General features: G+C 47.6%; 13 protein-coding genes, 1 pseudogene and 2 riboswitches. Of the genes and pseudogenes, 5 read left to right on the top strand and 9 right to left on the bottom strand.

The window, feature by feature from the left end; all coding sequences use genetic code 11:
* Window positions 1-153: 153 nt before the first annotated feature.
* The 3 genes from ON063_RS02930 to ON063_RS02920 form a co-directional block, all read right to left on the bottom strand.
* Window positions 154-1,452, bottom strand: a complete 1,299-nt coding sequence (locus ON063_RS02930) for a hypothetical protein (RefSeq protein ID WP_274664173.1) — start codon at window positions 1,450-1,452, stop codon at window positions 154-156.
* On the bottom strand, window positions 1,449-2,741 hold the full coding sequence (locus ON063_RS02925; RefSeq protein WP_274664172.1) for a hypothetical protein: 1,293 nt from the start codon (window positions 2,739-2,741) through the stop codon (window positions 1,449-1,451). Before ON063_RS02925 ends, ON063_RS02930 begins: the two co-directional genes overlap by 4 nt.
* Before the next feature lie 99 nt (window positions 2,742-2,840).
* Complete coding sequence (locus ON063_RS02920; protein WP_274664171.1) at window positions 2,841-3,224, bottom strand: DUF302 domain-containing protein; 384 nt, start codon at window positions 3,222-3,224, stop codon at window positions 2,841-2,843.
* A gap of 161 nt (window positions 3,225-3,385) precedes the next feature.
* Here ON063_RS02920 and ON063_RS02915 point away from each other — a divergent pair, with 161 nt between their 5' ends.
* A complete protein-coding gene (locus ON063_RS02915) occupies window positions 3,386-3,781 on the top strand; it encodes a Spx/MgsR family RNA polymerase-binding regulatory protein (RefSeq protein ID WP_012726343.1) in 396 nt (131 codons plus the stop codon).
* 30 nt (window positions 3,782-3,811) lie between these two features.
* Here ON063_RS02915 and ON063_RS02910 read toward each other — a convergent pair whose 3' ends face one another.
* The 5 genes from ON063_RS02910 to ON063_RS02890 all read right to left on the bottom strand — a co-directional run bounded on the left by ON063_RS02910 (window position 3,812) and on the right by ON063_RS02890 (window position 8,720).
* The gene (locus ON063_RS02910; RefSeq protein ID WP_274664170.1) at window positions 3,812-4,474 is read right to left on the bottom strand and encodes a methionine ABC transporter permease; all 663 of its coding nucleotides are present in this window, start codon (window positions 4,472-4,474) and stop codon (window positions 3,812-3,814) included.
* On the bottom strand, window positions 4,446-5,480 hold the full coding sequence (locus ON063_RS02905) for a methionine ABC transporter ATP-binding protein (RefSeq protein WP_274664169.1): 1,035 nt from the start codon (window positions 5,478-5,480) through the stop codon (window positions 4,446-4,448). The genes ON063_RS02910 and ON063_RS02905 overlap by 29 nt, the downstream gene beginning before the upstream one ends.
* An 11-nt stretch (window positions 5,481-5,491) precedes the next feature.
* On the bottom strand, window positions 5,492-6,313 hold the full coding sequence (locus ON063_RS02900) for a MetQ/NlpA family ABC transporter substrate-binding protein (protein ID WP_214782904.1): 822 nt from the start codon (window positions 6,311-6,313) through the stop codon (window positions 5,492-5,494).
* A 73-nt stretch (window positions 6,314-6,386) separates the two neighbouring features.
* A riboswitch (SAM riboswitch) is annotated at window positions 6,387-6,490 on the bottom strand.
* A gap of 41 nt (window positions 6,491-6,531) precedes the next feature.
* Window positions 6,532-7,548 carry an iron-containing alcohol dehydrogenase gene (locus tag ON063_RS02895; RefSeq protein ID WP_274664168.1) on the bottom strand — a complete coding sequence of 339 codons (1,017 nt, stop codon included), beginning with the start codon at window positions 7,546-7,548 and terminating at the stop codon, window positions 6,532-6,534.
* Window positions 7,545-8,720, bottom strand: coding sequence for an aminotransferase class I/II-fold pyridoxal phosphate-dependent enzyme (locus ON063_RS02890; protein WP_274664167.1), 1,176 nt, complete (start codon window positions 8,718-8,720; stop codon window positions 7,545-7,547). The genes ON063_RS02895 and ON063_RS02890 overlap by 4 nt, the downstream gene beginning before the upstream one ends.
* A 78-nt stretch (window positions 8,721-8,798) precedes the next feature.
* A riboswitch (SAM riboswitch) is annotated at window positions 8,799-8,898 on the bottom strand.
* A 158-nt stretch (window positions 8,899-9,056) separates the two neighbouring features.
* Between ON063_RS02890 and ON063_RS02885 the strand changes: the two genes are divergently transcribed.
* The 3 genes and pseudogenes from ON063_RS02885 to ON063_RS02875 all read left to right on the top strand — a co-directional run bounded on the left by ON063_RS02885 (window position 9,057) and on the right by ON063_RS02875 (window position 13,290).
* Window positions 9,057-10,157 (top strand): AI-2E family transporter, encoded by a 1,101-nt coding sequence (locus tag ON063_RS02885; RefSeq protein ID WP_214749008.1) that lies wholly within the window; start codon window positions 9,057-9,059, stop codon window positions 10,155-10,157.
* Window positions 10,158-10,426: 269 nt separating this feature from the next.
* On the top strand, window positions 10,427-11,671 hold the full coding sequence (locus ON063_RS02880) for an MDR family MFS transporter (protein WP_214782895.1): 1,245 nt from the start codon (window positions 10,427-10,429) through the stop codon (window positions 11,669-11,671).
* A gap of 145 nt (window positions 11,672-11,816) precedes the next feature.
* Window positions 11,817-13,290: pseudogene (locus tag ON063_RS02875) on the top strand (peptide MFS transporter).
* A 30-nt stretch (window positions 13,291-13,320) separates the two neighbouring features.
* Here ON063_RS02875 and ON063_RS02870 read toward each other — a convergent pair.
* Window positions 13,321-14,616: a glutamine synthetase family protein gene (locus ON063_RS02870; protein WP_274664166.1), complete on the bottom strand. Its 1,296-nt coding sequence runs from the start codon at window positions 14,614-14,616 to the stop codon at window positions 13,321-13,323.
* A 189-nt stretch (window positions 14,617-14,805) separates the two neighbouring features.
* Here ON063_RS02870 and ON063_RS02865 point away from each other — a divergent pair.
* A partial coding sequence (locus ON063_RS02865; protein WP_274664165.1) for an SDR family NAD(P)-dependent oxidoreductase occupies window positions 14,806-15,466 on the top strand: 661 nt, incomplete at its 3' end.

Genomic DNA, 15,466 nt, shown 5'->3' with positions numbered 1-15,466 from the left:
GATAGCAACCTTTCTTCTTCGTAGGATATTCGTACTAAATCGTGAACCTCAGTGTAACGTATTGAGAAGCAATCCATTGCATCCTTTTTGTATAGAAGGTCAATATCTTGATTTTGAAGTATTTACCAATTGAAAAGGCGCCAATAGGCACCTTTACTCTTTCAAATCGGGAAAATAGCTGAAGAACGTCTCTGCACCCTTACTCGACAATTTGAACGTCTGCTCTCGCTTTGGATCGGTTAAGTATACATCCACCTTTTTGGAGCGTCTCTGAAAGCTTAATTGAAACTCCTGACCGACCCACCCGTCGATGATCGTGAGGAGCGAATACGCTTCCGCGTCCCCCGCACGCTTGACCGGCTCTGCCTCATCGATGGCGTCCATCAACTCAGTCATGTCAATCCCTGCAGCCCGCAACACGTTCGGGTAATCAATCGTTGCCTTTCCGTTCAAAGGAGTCTTGTGGACGAACACGAACGGACCATTTGGTACGGCGGGATTCGATTCTATGTCCGCTTCAATCGATTCATCCGTCGCAAAATCGCGATCCGTGTACGTGAGACGGACGTCTTCCGTCACACGCTTGCCATCATCAATAAAAGAGAACGTGTAGAGCGGTGTCTCGACACCTGGTTCGAGTGATTCTGCTTGCAGTACCCGCTCGACTTTGAGCCCTTCAAATTGCTTTGGTTGCTGCTCTGGTTGCGAATAATCATCTTTTGTTATAAGGACAATCGGGTCATAAGAAAGTAACCCACCTTCCGACTTAGCGAAAATGTAAGCTTCTTTGGATTGTTCGTCGTAGCCGAGTGCGATTGTCATGCTTCCCATTTGCGCGTGATACGGTTCAATGATTGAGAGCGGAAAGATCCCTTCGTCCTCTCCGATGGTTAAATGGATACTTCCATTCAAAGAAGGGGTCACTTGAATCATCGTTTCGTCAATGAGATTGACGGGATTCTCGAAAACATCGGAATAATCGCTTTCCTTCAAACTCTCTTCTTGTTCCCCAGTCCCATTTGCAATCGTCGGGTGACTTGGGATGGTGACACCTTCAGAAGCCTGTACAAACGAAGGGAACTTCTCAACAAGTCCGACTCTCATCTTTGGAGAAAAGCCGTCCTGACAAATGACATAATTCTGTTCGCCTTTTACATACGTCACTAGCTTATAGGCATGTGCATCGTAGTCGGAAATCATGGCTTTTCGGTTCAAGACATACGAATGATAGACCGTGACGTCCTCATGGATTTGGGGAACCGGGTCATCGGTGCATGCAAGGAGTAAATCGCTCGCCCACGTCTCCGGACCAGTAGTAAAGCTGTTCGAGTTCATGTCTCGTACATCCCATTGTGAGGGCATATGGTCCAGTTTGACGACCTTTACCTCTTCACCACCACAACCCGATAAAATTCCAACTGTACATAACGTGAATAATAGTCGTTTCATCATGATTTTTCGTACTCCGGGAAAATATCCAAGAACACTTCCGCCCCTTTACTAGATAATTTAAATGTCTGCTCGCGAAGCGGGTCTGTCAGATAGATGTCGATTTTTTTTGACCGCTGTTTATAACTGACTTCAAACGCTTGACCTTTCCATCCATCCATCAACGTCAAGTATCGATAGTCTGCAGGCTCACCCTTTCGGCTGACCGGTTCTGCCTCCTTCAATACTTTCATGACTTGCTCAGATTCTTCCGTCGAGATTTCGATGAAATCAGGATAAGTGAGTGAATTCCCGTCAAACGGTTTACGGTGCGCAATGACTCTTGAACCGTCTTCTTGGTCCGGCATCCACTCTTCAAGCATCGAATCGGGTTCTTCGCCTTCTTTCAGCAACGTACCTTCAATAAAGCGAACCGTCATCGTTTCAGTCACGGGTTCGCCATCCCTCATGTAATGGAACGTATATAAGGGAACTGCTTCGCCTTCCGTTAGCTCTCCAGGTTCGACGATGGTGTCGACGCTTAGCCCCTCAAAGACTCGTTGTTCCACTGACGCAGGGTCTTCGAGTTCTTCAAACTGTAATTGCTGAAAAACAAAGCGTTCATTGAATGAAAAAAGAACATACGGTTGTGATGTTTTTCGATCGATTCCGATGGCAATCTGTTGATGCGGCATATCGATTCCGGTCGGTTGAAAACTAGTGAGCGAATGTCTCGTCGCTTTACCATCGAGTTCTAGTTCAAGCTCTCCGAATAGAGCCGGTTCAATTTCAAGTAACGTATCGGGGAACGGAATGATGTCGATTTCATCAATGTTTAGTTCGTCTGTTTTCATTAGATTGTCTTTTGAGGATGATGGTGTTTGATGAAGGCTAGGTAATCGCGGAACGCTGATTCCTTCAGATGTATTTACGAAGTCCGGGAACTTATCGATCGTCTCCGCCATCAATTGATTCGTATAATCTTCGCGACAGACGACATATCGTTCGTCACCTTCTAAATAGGTAACTACTTTCATCGAGTACGGATCCATGGATGACACGACCCCGTTTCGTCCTGCGAACACTGTCTGATATACAGTGACATCTCCATTTAGCTCCGTCGTTCGTTCACCCTCACATGCCTCGAGCACTTCTCTCGTTTCGTGTACTTGAACAAATTCTCCTTCTTTCGTGTAACTCTCGAGATTCCATTGATTTTCTATGTAATCTAGTTGAATGACTTCTATGTCAGATGCACCACATGCGCTTAACATGGAAGCGCCAAGCAACATCGCCATACCACGTTTGAACATATAATCCCTCCACTCATGCTTCTATCCAATTTTACCATTATCTAACTATCTTATACGAAAAAAAATCCGCTCATGTTTCATGAACGGATGGTACATCGATTATTTACTTTGGTCGATCGCACGTTGCAATCTAGATTCGACGTCCGCTGCGACGGCTTGTAAGGATTCGTCATCTATGAGGCGAATCAACGTTGTCGGTTTCGGCATGCCGATTTGGGTGTGATTGTCCTTTTCGAAAACGGCAATTTTACACGGGAGGAAGTAGCCTCCCTCTAGATGGTGCGACAGCACTTCTTTTGCTGCCTTTGGGTTGCACACTTCTAAAATGCGATACTCCCCTTCAATGGCCTGACCTTTTTTCTCTAACGTGTCGCTCAAATCAAAGTCCCATAATACACCGAATGCCTCATCTTTCAGCGCTTCTCCAAGACGGTCGATGACGTCCTCAACGGTACGGTCAGACTGTACAGTATAATCAAACATCTTCATTCCTCCTTATGTGGTCACTCTTGAAATCTGTACCCGAACGACGTCTTCTTCAATCAAAAAGAAACTGTATGTGATTTGAAACATAATCACGAAACGTAACGTATAAAAAGAGATAATAGTTAGAACCAAACTGATGTAAAGGAGAAGTGGTTGTCGTGACGGTCACGGTATTCACGCATACGAGCTGCAGTTCTTCCAGAAAAACGATTGATTGGTTGCGGGAACAAAAGATTCCCTTCATCGAAAAGAAATTGACAGACCAAGGCTTATCCTTTGGTGAATTTAAAGAAATGCTAAGTCTGACCGAGAATGGGACGACCGACTTGCTGTCGGTACAGAAGAGCGTCTATAAGCAAGCGGCTGAGAAACTCGACGAGATGTCGATCCGCGAACTGTACAGTTTTGTCGCATCAAACCCTCAAATCCTGAAAAGTCCGATTGTCTTCGACCATCATCGCATCCAGGTCGGTTTCAGTGAGAAAGAGATTCGGACGTTCATTCCTCGGCATGACCGCATCGCTGAACTAAAACGTTTGCTCCACAACGCATAAATCGTGTCGCCAAGGCGACACGATTCTTTTTTAGGCTCGTTTTAATCTAGCTGCCAATCGGTTTCCGAATGACTGAATCGATTGAACGAGTAGGATAAGGACAAAAATCGTCACATACATGACTTCCGGTTCGAAACGAAGGTGTCCGTATTGATACGCGATATCTCCAAGCCCACCGGCTCCAACGAGACCTGCCATGGCTGTCGCACCAATCAACCCGATTGTCGCAATCGTCAATCCGAGAACGATGGAAGAACGTGCCTCACGGATGAGGACGTACCAGATAATCTTTCTCGTTGAGATGCCCATCGCCTCATACGCCTCGATGACCCCGCGGTCGACTTCAAGAAGAGCAGACTCCATGAGCCGCGCGATGTATGGGGCGGTGAAGACGATGAGTGGTAGAAGTACGCCTTGGACCCCGATCGTCGTACCCATGATGAAGCGTGTGAACGGCAAGATGAAAAACAAGAGAATGATGAACGGAATCGAACGGATGACGTTGATGACGCTCGATAATCCACCGTACACGAACCGGTTTGCGAGACGCCCGTTCGGTCTCGTCAGTACGAGCAACGTCCCGAGCGGAAGTCCAATCAAGGTCGAGATGAGGAGCGCGATACTCGTCATCGTCAACGTTTGAATCGTTCCCGTCCAAATGAGGTCACCCCAGTCTGTCCAGAACTGTTGCATGGTTCGACACCTCCCTTACGTGTACGCCGCTCGTCTTCAAATAACGGACAGCAAGTTCTGTTTGATCGTGATCCCCGTCAAGGTGAACGAGCAGATTTCCGACAAGACCCGCTTTCAATTTCTTGATCCCGCCTCCGATGATGTTCGGTAAGATCCCGAATCGTTTCGTCAACTGCGCGAGCACCGCTTGCTCCGTTTGACTACCGATGAATGATAAATGAACGAGCGTGCCTCGCGTCTGTAATTCCGACACCACTTCTTCCGGAACATCGAGATTCGTCTTCAAGAACCGCTGCGTCGTTTCGTGTCTCGGGTTTGAGAAGACATCCAACACGTTGCCTTGTTCAATAATTTTCCCATGATCGATGACGGCGACTCGGTCACAGATTCGTTCAATCACTTCCATCTCATGCGTGATCAAGAAGATGGTCAATCCGAGTTCTCGGTTGATCTCGAGCAACAACTCTAAGATCGACTCGGTCGTCTCAGGGTCGAGCGCACTCGTCGACTCGTCGCTGAGGAGGATGTCCGGTTCATGGGCGAGCGCTCGCGCAATGGCGACACGCTGTTTTTGACCGCCTGACAATTGTTCCGGATAATGGTTCCGATGTTCGGATAAACCGACGATGTCGAGATAGCGGTCGACCCGTTCACGGATGACTTGCTTCCCGAGCCCTTCGAGGCGGAGCGGGATGGCGACATTCTCTTCGACGGTCGCGGTCTTTAATAGGTTGTAATGTTGAAAGATCATGCCGATTCGCTGACGTAAATTCGACAGACCTTTTTTCTTTAGCAGCGTGATGTCTTGTCCCTCAATCTCAACGACACCTGTCGTCGGGCGTTCTAATAGATTGATCATCCGGATAAGGGTACTCTTTCCGGCACCGCTTCGGCCGATGATGCCGAAGATCTCCCCTTTTTCGATTGTAAGGGAGACGTCGTCGAGCGCTGTGATTTTATCTCCATTGACGTGAAATTGCTTGGTGATTTGTTTCAGTTCAATCATCGAATCCCTCCTCAGAATGCTGGTACGACAGATCCATTGAATTCCTCTTCGATGAAAGCACGTACTTCATCCGAATGGTAGTAAGACTTCAACGTCTCAACGACCTCATCTTCTTTGTTGGCCGAGCGGACGACCACATAGTTCGGATACGGGTTGTCGACCGTGTCCTCATGGAACAGGGCATCCTCGTTGATGGAGAGACCTGCACCCATCGCGAAGTTCGTATTGATGGCTGCAAGTGCTACTTCCGGTAGCTGTGTGGGAAGCTGTGACGCTTCGAGTTCGATGAATTCGAGATTGAGCGGGTTTTCCGCGATATCTCGTTTCGTCGCTTTATCCGTCAGACCTTCTTTTAGTGTGATCAGACCTGCTGTTTCATATAGTCGCAAGGCACGAAGTTCGTTTGCCGGATCGTTCGGGACGGCCACTTTATCCCCTTCCTTTAAATCCTTGATATCTGTCAACTTCTCAGAATAAAGACCCATCGGGAATGCGACCGTTTTGAATACGTCGTCAATTTTATACCCTTTGTCTGACTTTTGTAGTTCGAGGAACGATAACGTCTGGTAACTGTTTACATCAAGGCTTCCTTCGTCGAGTGCCGTGTTCGGTGTGTTGTAATCATTGAATACTTTGATATCGATCTCAAGACCGTCCTCTTTCGCGAGTTCTTGTACTTTCTCCGCAATTTGCTCGTGTGGGCCACCGGTCACGCCGATCGTCAGTTCTTCCGTGCTGAGCGTCTCGCTCGCCTCGGATTGTCCACACGCAGAAAGTGCGATTGCTGCAAGGAATGATGTACCTGCCAAAAGTGTTTTTTGTTTGATGTTCATGAATAGTTCCTCCTCCAAATGAAAAGCCCGCTACTCACGAAGAGCGGCGGGCACGACAAGTGAAAGTCGGACACGCTCATCTCCCAGACGTCACGTCTGTTGGAATTAGCACCATGATCATACTGATCTGGTTGCCGGGTTTCATCGGGCCAGTCCCTCCACCACTCTTGATAAGCAATCGGTTTTATTATTTTGTTATTATATTACTGATAAAAGCATTATTTGTAAACCACTTCTTGAAGATTGATGAGAATTTCTTTTAACCGCTCTGAATCTTCAAGATTCCGAATCCCTTGAATCGTGATTTCTTCAACAATCGAAGTGACCAATTCATCGACTTGATCAGGATGAATCCCAAGTTGTGTTAGCGAAGTCGGCGCATCGATGGATTGAAGCCAGTCCTCGAGCAGGAAGGTGTCATCGGATCTAATCAACCGTTTTTGAACAATCAATCCGAACCCGACCTTATCCCCATGTAACCAATGATGAGTCGAATCAAAGCGACTAAGTGCATTATGAACGGCGTGCGCGACGGCAACACGTGTGCCGGCATCCCCGAACCCACCAACCGCACCACCGATTGCGAGGACATGGTCGACGATATATCGGACGTCCGTTCCATAACGACGAAAGTCCTGTTCATGAATCGACAAGTCCATCAATTTACCGCACTGCGCAGCAAGTGATAACCCGGACTGAATCCCTGCATCCTTTGAAGTCGTCCCGCTAATATAACGAGCCTCGAACCACTTTGCGACCGTGTCGATGACGCCAGCCTTGAAATAGTCATAAGGCGAATCACGTAACAGTCGTTCATCTGCGATGACGCGCTCGATGACGACCGGAAACGTGTCATAGCGAATGTAAGACCCTTCCTCACTGTAGATGACGCTCAGTGGTGTGAAGGCTGCACAGTTTGATACGAGTGTCGGGACAACAATGAGCGGGACTGACTGAGCGAATGCAATCCGCTTCGCCGTATCAATCAATTTACCTCCGCCGACGGCAATCCATACGTCTGGTCGATAGGCATTCAAACGATTTACTTCTTCGTCTGAACATTCACCGTAAAATCGTACACTCGGAATTTCTGCTAGACGAGGGAACACGCGAACCGCTTCACCGTATCCGTTCAATCCTCTCAAAACGAGTGCCTCCCGATTCCCAATCAACGTATGAAGGTCCTCGAGCGCATTATGCGAATGGTCATATTCGAGCACGGCCTGACGAATCACAAATGTACCTCCTCATAGGCTGCAAACAGTCTCTCAATCCGTTCTACCGCTTCATCAATCTTCTGTTCAGACGATACGAGACCGAAACGGATGTGGTGCTCTCCCTCTGTTCCGAAGAAGTAGCCTGGTGTGACGGCGACTCCCGCCTCGTGGAGTAACTTTGTCGAGAACGATTTTGCATCCCCCTCAGGTACTTTCGCCCATACAAAGAACGAACCCTTTGGTGCCTCAATCTCCCACCCCGCCCGGCGTAACCCATTAATCAATCGGTTTCGTCTTGTTTCGTAAAGTGAGGCTAGGTCGTCACGTAAGTCACGCGGGGATTCTAATGCCACGATCGCTGCCTCTTGAATGGCCGAGAAGACAGAGACGTGGACGTGATCTTGATATGTGTTGATGGCTTCGATGATATCGGCATTTCCGACCGCGAACGCGACACGCCACCCTGACATATTGAACGCCTTCGACATCGTGTATACTTCAATTCCAATATCTTTCGCACCATCTGCCTGCAGGAAGCTCGGTGGAACATAACCGTCGAACCCAATGCTTCCATAAGCGAAATCGTGGACGACCATCACATCATGCTTTTTCGCAAACGCGACGGTCTCTTCAAAGAATGCTGGTGTTGCGACAGCCCCAGTCGGATTGCTCGGGTAGTTCAAATACATGAGTTTCGCATGGCACGGATCGAGTGTTGAATAGTTCGGAAGAAAGCCATGTTCCTCTTTTAGCGTCAAATCGATGATTTCCGCACCTGCGAGCCTCGCTCCAGAGATGTAATCCGGGTAACCCGGGTTCGGGAGCAAAATCCCGTCACCTGGTTCGAGAAGGCATTGTGGGAGTGTGATCAAACCTGATTTACTACCAATCAAGATGGCGACTTCTCGTTCCGGGTCGAGTTCGACACCATATTCACGAGAGTAAAATGATGCGACCGCCTGTTTCAATCGGGTCTGTCCTCGAAATGGACCGTATTGGTGTGTGGTCGGGTCCGTGAGGGCACGTTCGAGCGCCTCACAGATTGGAGCGGGCGTCGGTAAATCGGGTGTCCCTTGCCCGAGTCGGATGACGCTCTTCCCGCTTGCCTCTACCGCTGCGACCTCTTCTGCTAATCCGACGAAGTGTTGCGTCGGTAAAGATTTTAATAATTGTGAACGTCTGTCTGCCATGATTCTTCCTCCTGATACGAAAAAACACCCCTTTCTGAGGAAAGGGGTGCTCAATACAGACGTATGTAGTCAACCACCTTCCCATCTCTCAAGGTCACCTTGCTGGAATTAGCACAGTATTTTGCAATCTGTTGCTGAAGCTTCATCGGGCCAGTCCCTCCGCTTCTCTTGATAGAAAGTGTTATTCGCTATGTAATTTTTGTATGTCCCTAAGTTAACCAGACATTTCCAACGGTGTCAAACATTTTTTTCAAAGTGAACATCTATTGAATCCTTTTCAAAAAACATTCATAGTAAAAGAGTAGAAAAATTATATTTGTATGAGGGGATAGAGCATTGGAGCTTAATCGTCAACTTATTTGGAAACTCAGTGTGATCGGTCTGATTTTACTCGTCTTATGGCGGGTCATCAGTGAACCGGATACCATCTCACGTGTTTTGCAGTACACGTTTCAGTTACTGACCCCGATCATCATGGGGATTGCCATCGCTTTGTTACTCAACACCGTACTCTCTTATATTGAAGAACGGTTCCATTTGAAGCGATATCAAGGTCTGCTCATCGTCTATATCACGTTTATCGGGATTTTAGCGATCTCCGTCGTCACGTTGTTCCCGCGGATCTACTCGAGTCTTTCATCACTCATCGAGGAGTTACCCGTCTACATCCGTCAAATCGATGCGTTCTTAGGTGATGTAAACAATTACTTGAAAGACTATAATGCGACGATCGCCCAGGCGATTGATTTTGCACGCTTCGAGGATCGTTATTCCGGATGGGTCGAGACGGCCGTCCTCTCTTCTGTCAGTTATGTCTCTAGTTTCACGATGACATTGATCAACTTCTTGATTGGGATTGTCATCTCCATCTATCTGTTAAAAGACAAAGAAGTCTTCGCTCGCATGTTCAAACGCCTTCTCTACGCGCTCTTACCAGTGGGCACTGCGAAGACGACAATCGATATCTTTCAGGAGATGGACTACATTTTTAAACGATACATCATCGGTAAATCACTCGATTGTCTGATCATCGGTGTTCTCGCTGTCATCGGACTCTTAATCATCGGGGCGCCATACGCGTTACTTCTTGGTGTCATCGTCGGGGTGCTCAATTTTATCCCATACGTCGGTCCGCTACTGGGGATGATCCCAGCGTTTATCATCACTTACTTCTATGATCCGTTCACCGCCGTATTGGTGCTCTTGTTCATCTTCTTGTTGCAGCAATTTGACGGGTTATGGCTCGGGCCGAAGATTTTGGGTGACAGCGTCGGAATCACTCCGTTTTGGGTCATCACATCGATTATCATCGGAGGAAGTCTATTCGGTCTCGTCGGCATGTTTGTGAGTGTCCCGATCACGGCGATGATTCAAGTCGTCTTGTCTAGACTGATTGATTATCGTTTGAATCGAAAAAATTTAAATGAATTACTCTAAATCCTCCCAATAATTTGTTGACACATTGATGAAATGTGTCATACAGTTGAAGAGAAGAACAACAATTAACAGAAAGGAGAGGTTCCCATGTCAGTAGTATCTTCGAAACCATTCATTCAAGTTCATACTGATTGGCAGGCACCTCTTCGATTGATTCATATCTAAGACGCCTGCCTAACTAGGCATGCATAAACAACGTGGGACGTCGTATGCCTTCATGCATATGACGTCCCTTTTGTGTCTAAAATTAAATAAAGCAGGTGACCTGTATGTTTCAATCACTCAAGCAACTCGACCGCAACATTTGGATACGTTTCTTAGGAGAAACGATCACGGGAATCATGATGTTCATGATTGCCCCATTCTTAGTCCTTTATTATAGTGACCAGTTAGACAGCTATCTTCAAGTCGGAATCATCATGGCGACGGGACCAATCATGGCGCTCCTCGGCTCGATGATTGGGGGACGGCTTGCTGATCTATACGGACGCAAACCAATCATGATGATCGCCATCGTTGGTGACGCGCTCGCCCTCATCGGTTTTGCGTTCGCCGACTCGTTTTGGCCGTTGCTCTTACTCAATGCCATGCTCGGCTTGACCAATTCATTGTTCCACCCCGCTGCCAGTGCAATGGTCGCTGATGTCACGGAACCCGAGCATATGAACGAGGCGTTCGGCCTCTTACGAATGGGGCATAACATCGGAGCCGCATTCGGACCGCTTCTCGGGAGTGCGGTACTGTTTATCGACAGGGAGCTCATTTTCTTTGCGGCTGCTTTCATCTTTGGATTATATGCCCTCGTGCTTGGGGCATTTATTCACGAGTCGTTGCCGGAGTTCACGGAAGATGAGACCCCGAGCAACCGTGAAGTGTTGCGCGTATTCTATAACGACCGCGTGTTTCTGATCTTTATCTTTGCGGGTATATTCATATCAATGGGGTTCTCGGTCGTCGAAAGTATGTTGCCGCTCTTTTTGAAAGAGTCGCTCCCGACGTATACGGATCAACAAAACCCATTCCCTTACCTGTTGGCACTTAACGGGATTCTCGTCGTTCTTTTCCAGTTCCCGATTGCATCGAAGCTTGGGAATAAGCCTTTTGGGAAAGTCATGTTTGCTGGAGCTACCGTATTCGGGATTGGGATGGTCTTGATTGCAATCGTCCCGAGAGCATTGTACGCTCTCGACGTTCCTTATCTCCCACTCGTCGGGATTTTACTCGCCGTCTACGCGTTTTACACGTTTGGCGAGATGATCATGTCCCCTGTCCAACAGACATTCATCGCCTTGATTGCGCCAGAGAACATGCGCGGCGCCTACAATGGGGCTGCGAGTGTCCAGTGGCTGATCGGCGGTGTGACGGCACCGATTATCGCAAGCGTCTTCTTCGATCATCGTGCCGGGCATATCGCACTGATTTTGATCGGCGGCGCGAGCTGTCTGTCAGGTATTATTTACTGGCAACTCGGACGTCACGTTCAAGCGACAGAAGCAAAGCAAAAATCCGCGTAATCACTCATTGACCACACTCTCTGTTTTTTAGAAAGTGTGGTCTTTTCATTCTTTTCATTCTTATTAAAATTTGAAATTATCATTCAATTCACTTTACAATCATAATAATCCTTTTTATGATAAAACGGTTAAGGAGGGATCTTTCATGGAAAGGATCGATAAACAGACAATCGTGGACAGTGTTCCACAAAAAGGCTTCTTCGGACAACCGAAAGGGTTGTTCACCCTATTCTTCACGGAGTTTTGGGAACGTTTCTCGTACTATGGCATGCGGGCCATCCTCGTATTCTATATGTACTATGAGGTTTCTGAAGGTGGACTCGGGCTCGACCGTAATGTCGCGCTGTCCATCATGTCCGTCTATGGTGCGCTCGTTTATATGTCAGGGGTCATTGGGGGATGGCTTGCGGACAGAGTATTCGGGACGTCACGTGCGGTCTTCTACGGTGGTGTGTTCATCATGCTCGGGCACATCGTCCTCTCGATTCCAGGTAGCGTCGTTTTTGATTGTTATTGGTACAGGTTTATTGAAACCGAACGTATCAAGCATCGTAGGAGATATGTATAGCGAAACGGATCGCCGTCGCGACGCTGGATTCAGTATCTTTTACATGGGGATCAACTTAGGCGCATTCATTTCGCCTCTGATCGTTGGACAAGTACAAAAAGATTACGGGTTCCATTGGGGCTTCGCCCTTGCAGCAATCGGGATGTTCGTTGGACTTGTTGTCTTCGTGTTGACACGTAAGACGAACCTCGGGCTTGCTGGTTCATATGTACCGAACCCGTTGTCCCCAGACGAGAAAAAGAAAACGATTCGCATCGTCAGTCTCGTCACGATCGGTATCGCCATTTTGCTCGCGATTTTGATTCCGCTCGGATGGTTCACAATCAACACGTTCATCTCGCTCGTCGGAGTGTTCGGGATTGCGATTCCGACGATTTACTTTATTATTATGTACCGCAGTCCGAAGACGACAGAGGTCGAGCGTTCGCGCATCATCGCCTACATCCCACTTTTCATCGCTTCGGTCATGTTTTGGGCGATTCAAGAGCAAGGGGCAACAATCCTTGCGAGTTATGCCGATACACGGACTGACCTTGAATTCTTCGGATTCACATTGTCACCGGCATGGTTCCAGTCGTTGAACCCGCTCTTCATCATTCTGCTCGCACCGGTATTCGCTTGGTTGTGGGTTCGCCTTGGGGACCGTGAGCCGAGTATCCCGACGAAATTCGCTTTCGGGATCTTGTTTGCAGGGATCAGTTTCTTGGTCATCCTACTCCCTGCTTACTTCAGCGGTCCGGATGCCCTCGTCAACCCGCTCTGGCTCGTCTTGAGTTACTTTATCGTCGTGTTGGGCGAGTTGAGCTTGTCGCCGGTCGGTTTGTCGGCTACGACTAAACTTGCACCCGCTGCGTTCTCTGCTCAAACGATGTCACTCTGGTTTTTATCGAACGCTGCCGCGCAAGGGATCAATGCCCAGCTCGTCAAGTTCTACTCACCAGAGAATGAGATGCTCTATTTCGGAGTCATCGGCGGAGTCGCTATCATCTTAAGTTTGATTCTGTTCGCGCTCGCACCAAAAATCAAAGTATATATGCGCGGAATCCATTAATCATCAAAAACGCCAGGCTGGCGTCATTTTTTATTTGCGTACTTGAATGAGTGACAAGTAGCGGTCAATCATATTGTGGTTAAAGTAATCATGGAAGTTGTCTTGTTTCAGCGATTGAATCGATTCATGGAATGTCGCAGGAAGAGATGCGATTCCTTGGCTTTCGATTTGTTTCGCTGAATACTCGAACAAGTCGTCCTCGTTCGGCTTAGACGGTTCGAGCTTCTGCTCGATTCCTTCTAAACCAGCGTAGATGAGGGCAGCAAGTGCCAAGTATGGGTTTGCACTCGGGTCAGGGTTTCGGACCTCTACTCGAGTCGCGCTTCCACGAGAAGCTGGGATTCGAATCATCGAACTACGGTTCGATGGACTCCAGCAAATGTTGACCGGTGCCTCGAATCCAGGAACGAGACGCTCATATGACTCAGGAAGCGGATTTGTAAAGATGGCCGTCGCACGGGCATGCTTTAAGATCCCTTCGATGAAATGACGAGCTGTTTGAGAGAGGCCATAATCGGCGTCAGCCTCGTCAAACGCGTTGCTTGTCGCTTTGCCTGCTTCGTCGTTCTTCCATACCGAGATGTTCAAATGCATCCCAGAACCGTTCACGTCACGCAACGGCTTCGGTAAGAATGAGACAGATGCCCCTTTTTCTTTCGCCGCAATCTTGACGATTTCTTTGAAGAACTGAATGTTATCTGCCGTATGGAGCGCATCGTCATATTTGATTCCGATTTCATGTTGTGCCGGAGCGACCTCATGGTGGACCGCTTCGATGTTGAATCCGACATTGCTCAAGCGATTTGCAATATGCTGACGTACTTCGTAACCTTTGTCTTCTGAACGAGTCGAGAAGTAACCGGCCTCATCATAAAACTCTCCATTTTCATCAAAGATGAAGAATTCAGGCTCTGCGCCGACAAAAACCGAGTAGCCATCGCGTGCAGCTCGCTCGAGTGCATCCTTCAACACATTACGTGGGTCGTATTCATATCGCTCACCCTCTGGTGTACAAACATCACAGAAGAACGCCAAAATACTCTCATCACCATCTTGCTCATAACGTGGACGATCTAAATCCGGTTTCAAGAATAAGTCGGAGTTTTTGATGGAAGAGAATCCGTTGATCGAAGAGCCATCAAACATTGTTTTTCCTTCAAAAACCTCTGGCAACAATTTTGCCGAAAGGGTCAAGAGTTTCAAATCACCGAGGACATCTGAAAAGTAAAGATGGATTTGGGTAATATTTTTCTCTTGTACCGTTTTCTCAATTTCTTGTTGCTTCTTTGCTACGTCATCCTTGTCTGTTCCGAATAGATTTGCCATGATTCTTAAAAACCTCACTTCAATGGATTTGACAGGCAAGCTGTCGTTACGCACCTTTCGTACGCTTCTCTATAGTTCATAACCGACTTCGTTTTTTTCTAAACATGAAATTTTGAACGACGCAAAGTGGCTACATGACGGAAGACTTGATATGATGGATGCAGAATGTCACAGAGAGGGAGAACGCGATTGTATATTTTTATGACTGGTGGAACTGGATTTTTAGGAGGTCGACTCGCCAAAGAGTTGATTGAACGGGGGCATCGGATTTGCATGCTCGCCCGAACACCGGAAAAAGTAAATGCTCAGTTCACGGTGGAAGAAAGAAAATCAATCGATGTGTTGCCTGGCGATTTGACGGCACACGCACTCGGTGCTAATGAACAATTTATCGATTCACATAAAGGAAAAATCGATTTATTCCTACACATGGCAGCACTCGTCAAATTTGATGAAGAGTTACGCGATGAATTGTTTGAAACAAATGTAACGGGGACGAAAGAAGCTCTTCGATTGGCCAAGTTGATTGACGTTCCTCGGTTTTTCCATGTAAGTACCGCCTATACACTCGGGGCAAAAGAAGTCGGCGGCGAGACATTATATGATGTATCTCAATCCTTTTTAAATCCATATGAAGAGAGTAAGGCACATGCCGAACAGGCTGTCTGGCAATCACGGGATGAACTCGACGTATCCATCTTCCGTCCAGCCATCATCGTTGGTGACTCTAAGACCGGAGAAGCGGATTCAAAGTTCACGATGTATGGCTATATGCGTGCACTCGAGCTGTTCAAACGGAAATTGGAGCGCCGCGGTCATGACTTTGAATCCATCCGTTTAATCGGATCGG

It is taken from the genome of Exiguobacterium sp. B2(2022), from assembly GCF_028823655.1.
Classification (GTDB): domain Bacteria; phylum Bacillota; class Bacilli; order Exiguobacteriales; family Exiguobacteriaceae; genus Exiguobacterium; species Exiguobacterium aestuarii_A.
Note: the sequence above shows the minus strand (reverse complement) of the source record. Positions and strands in the feature narration are given on the sequence as shown.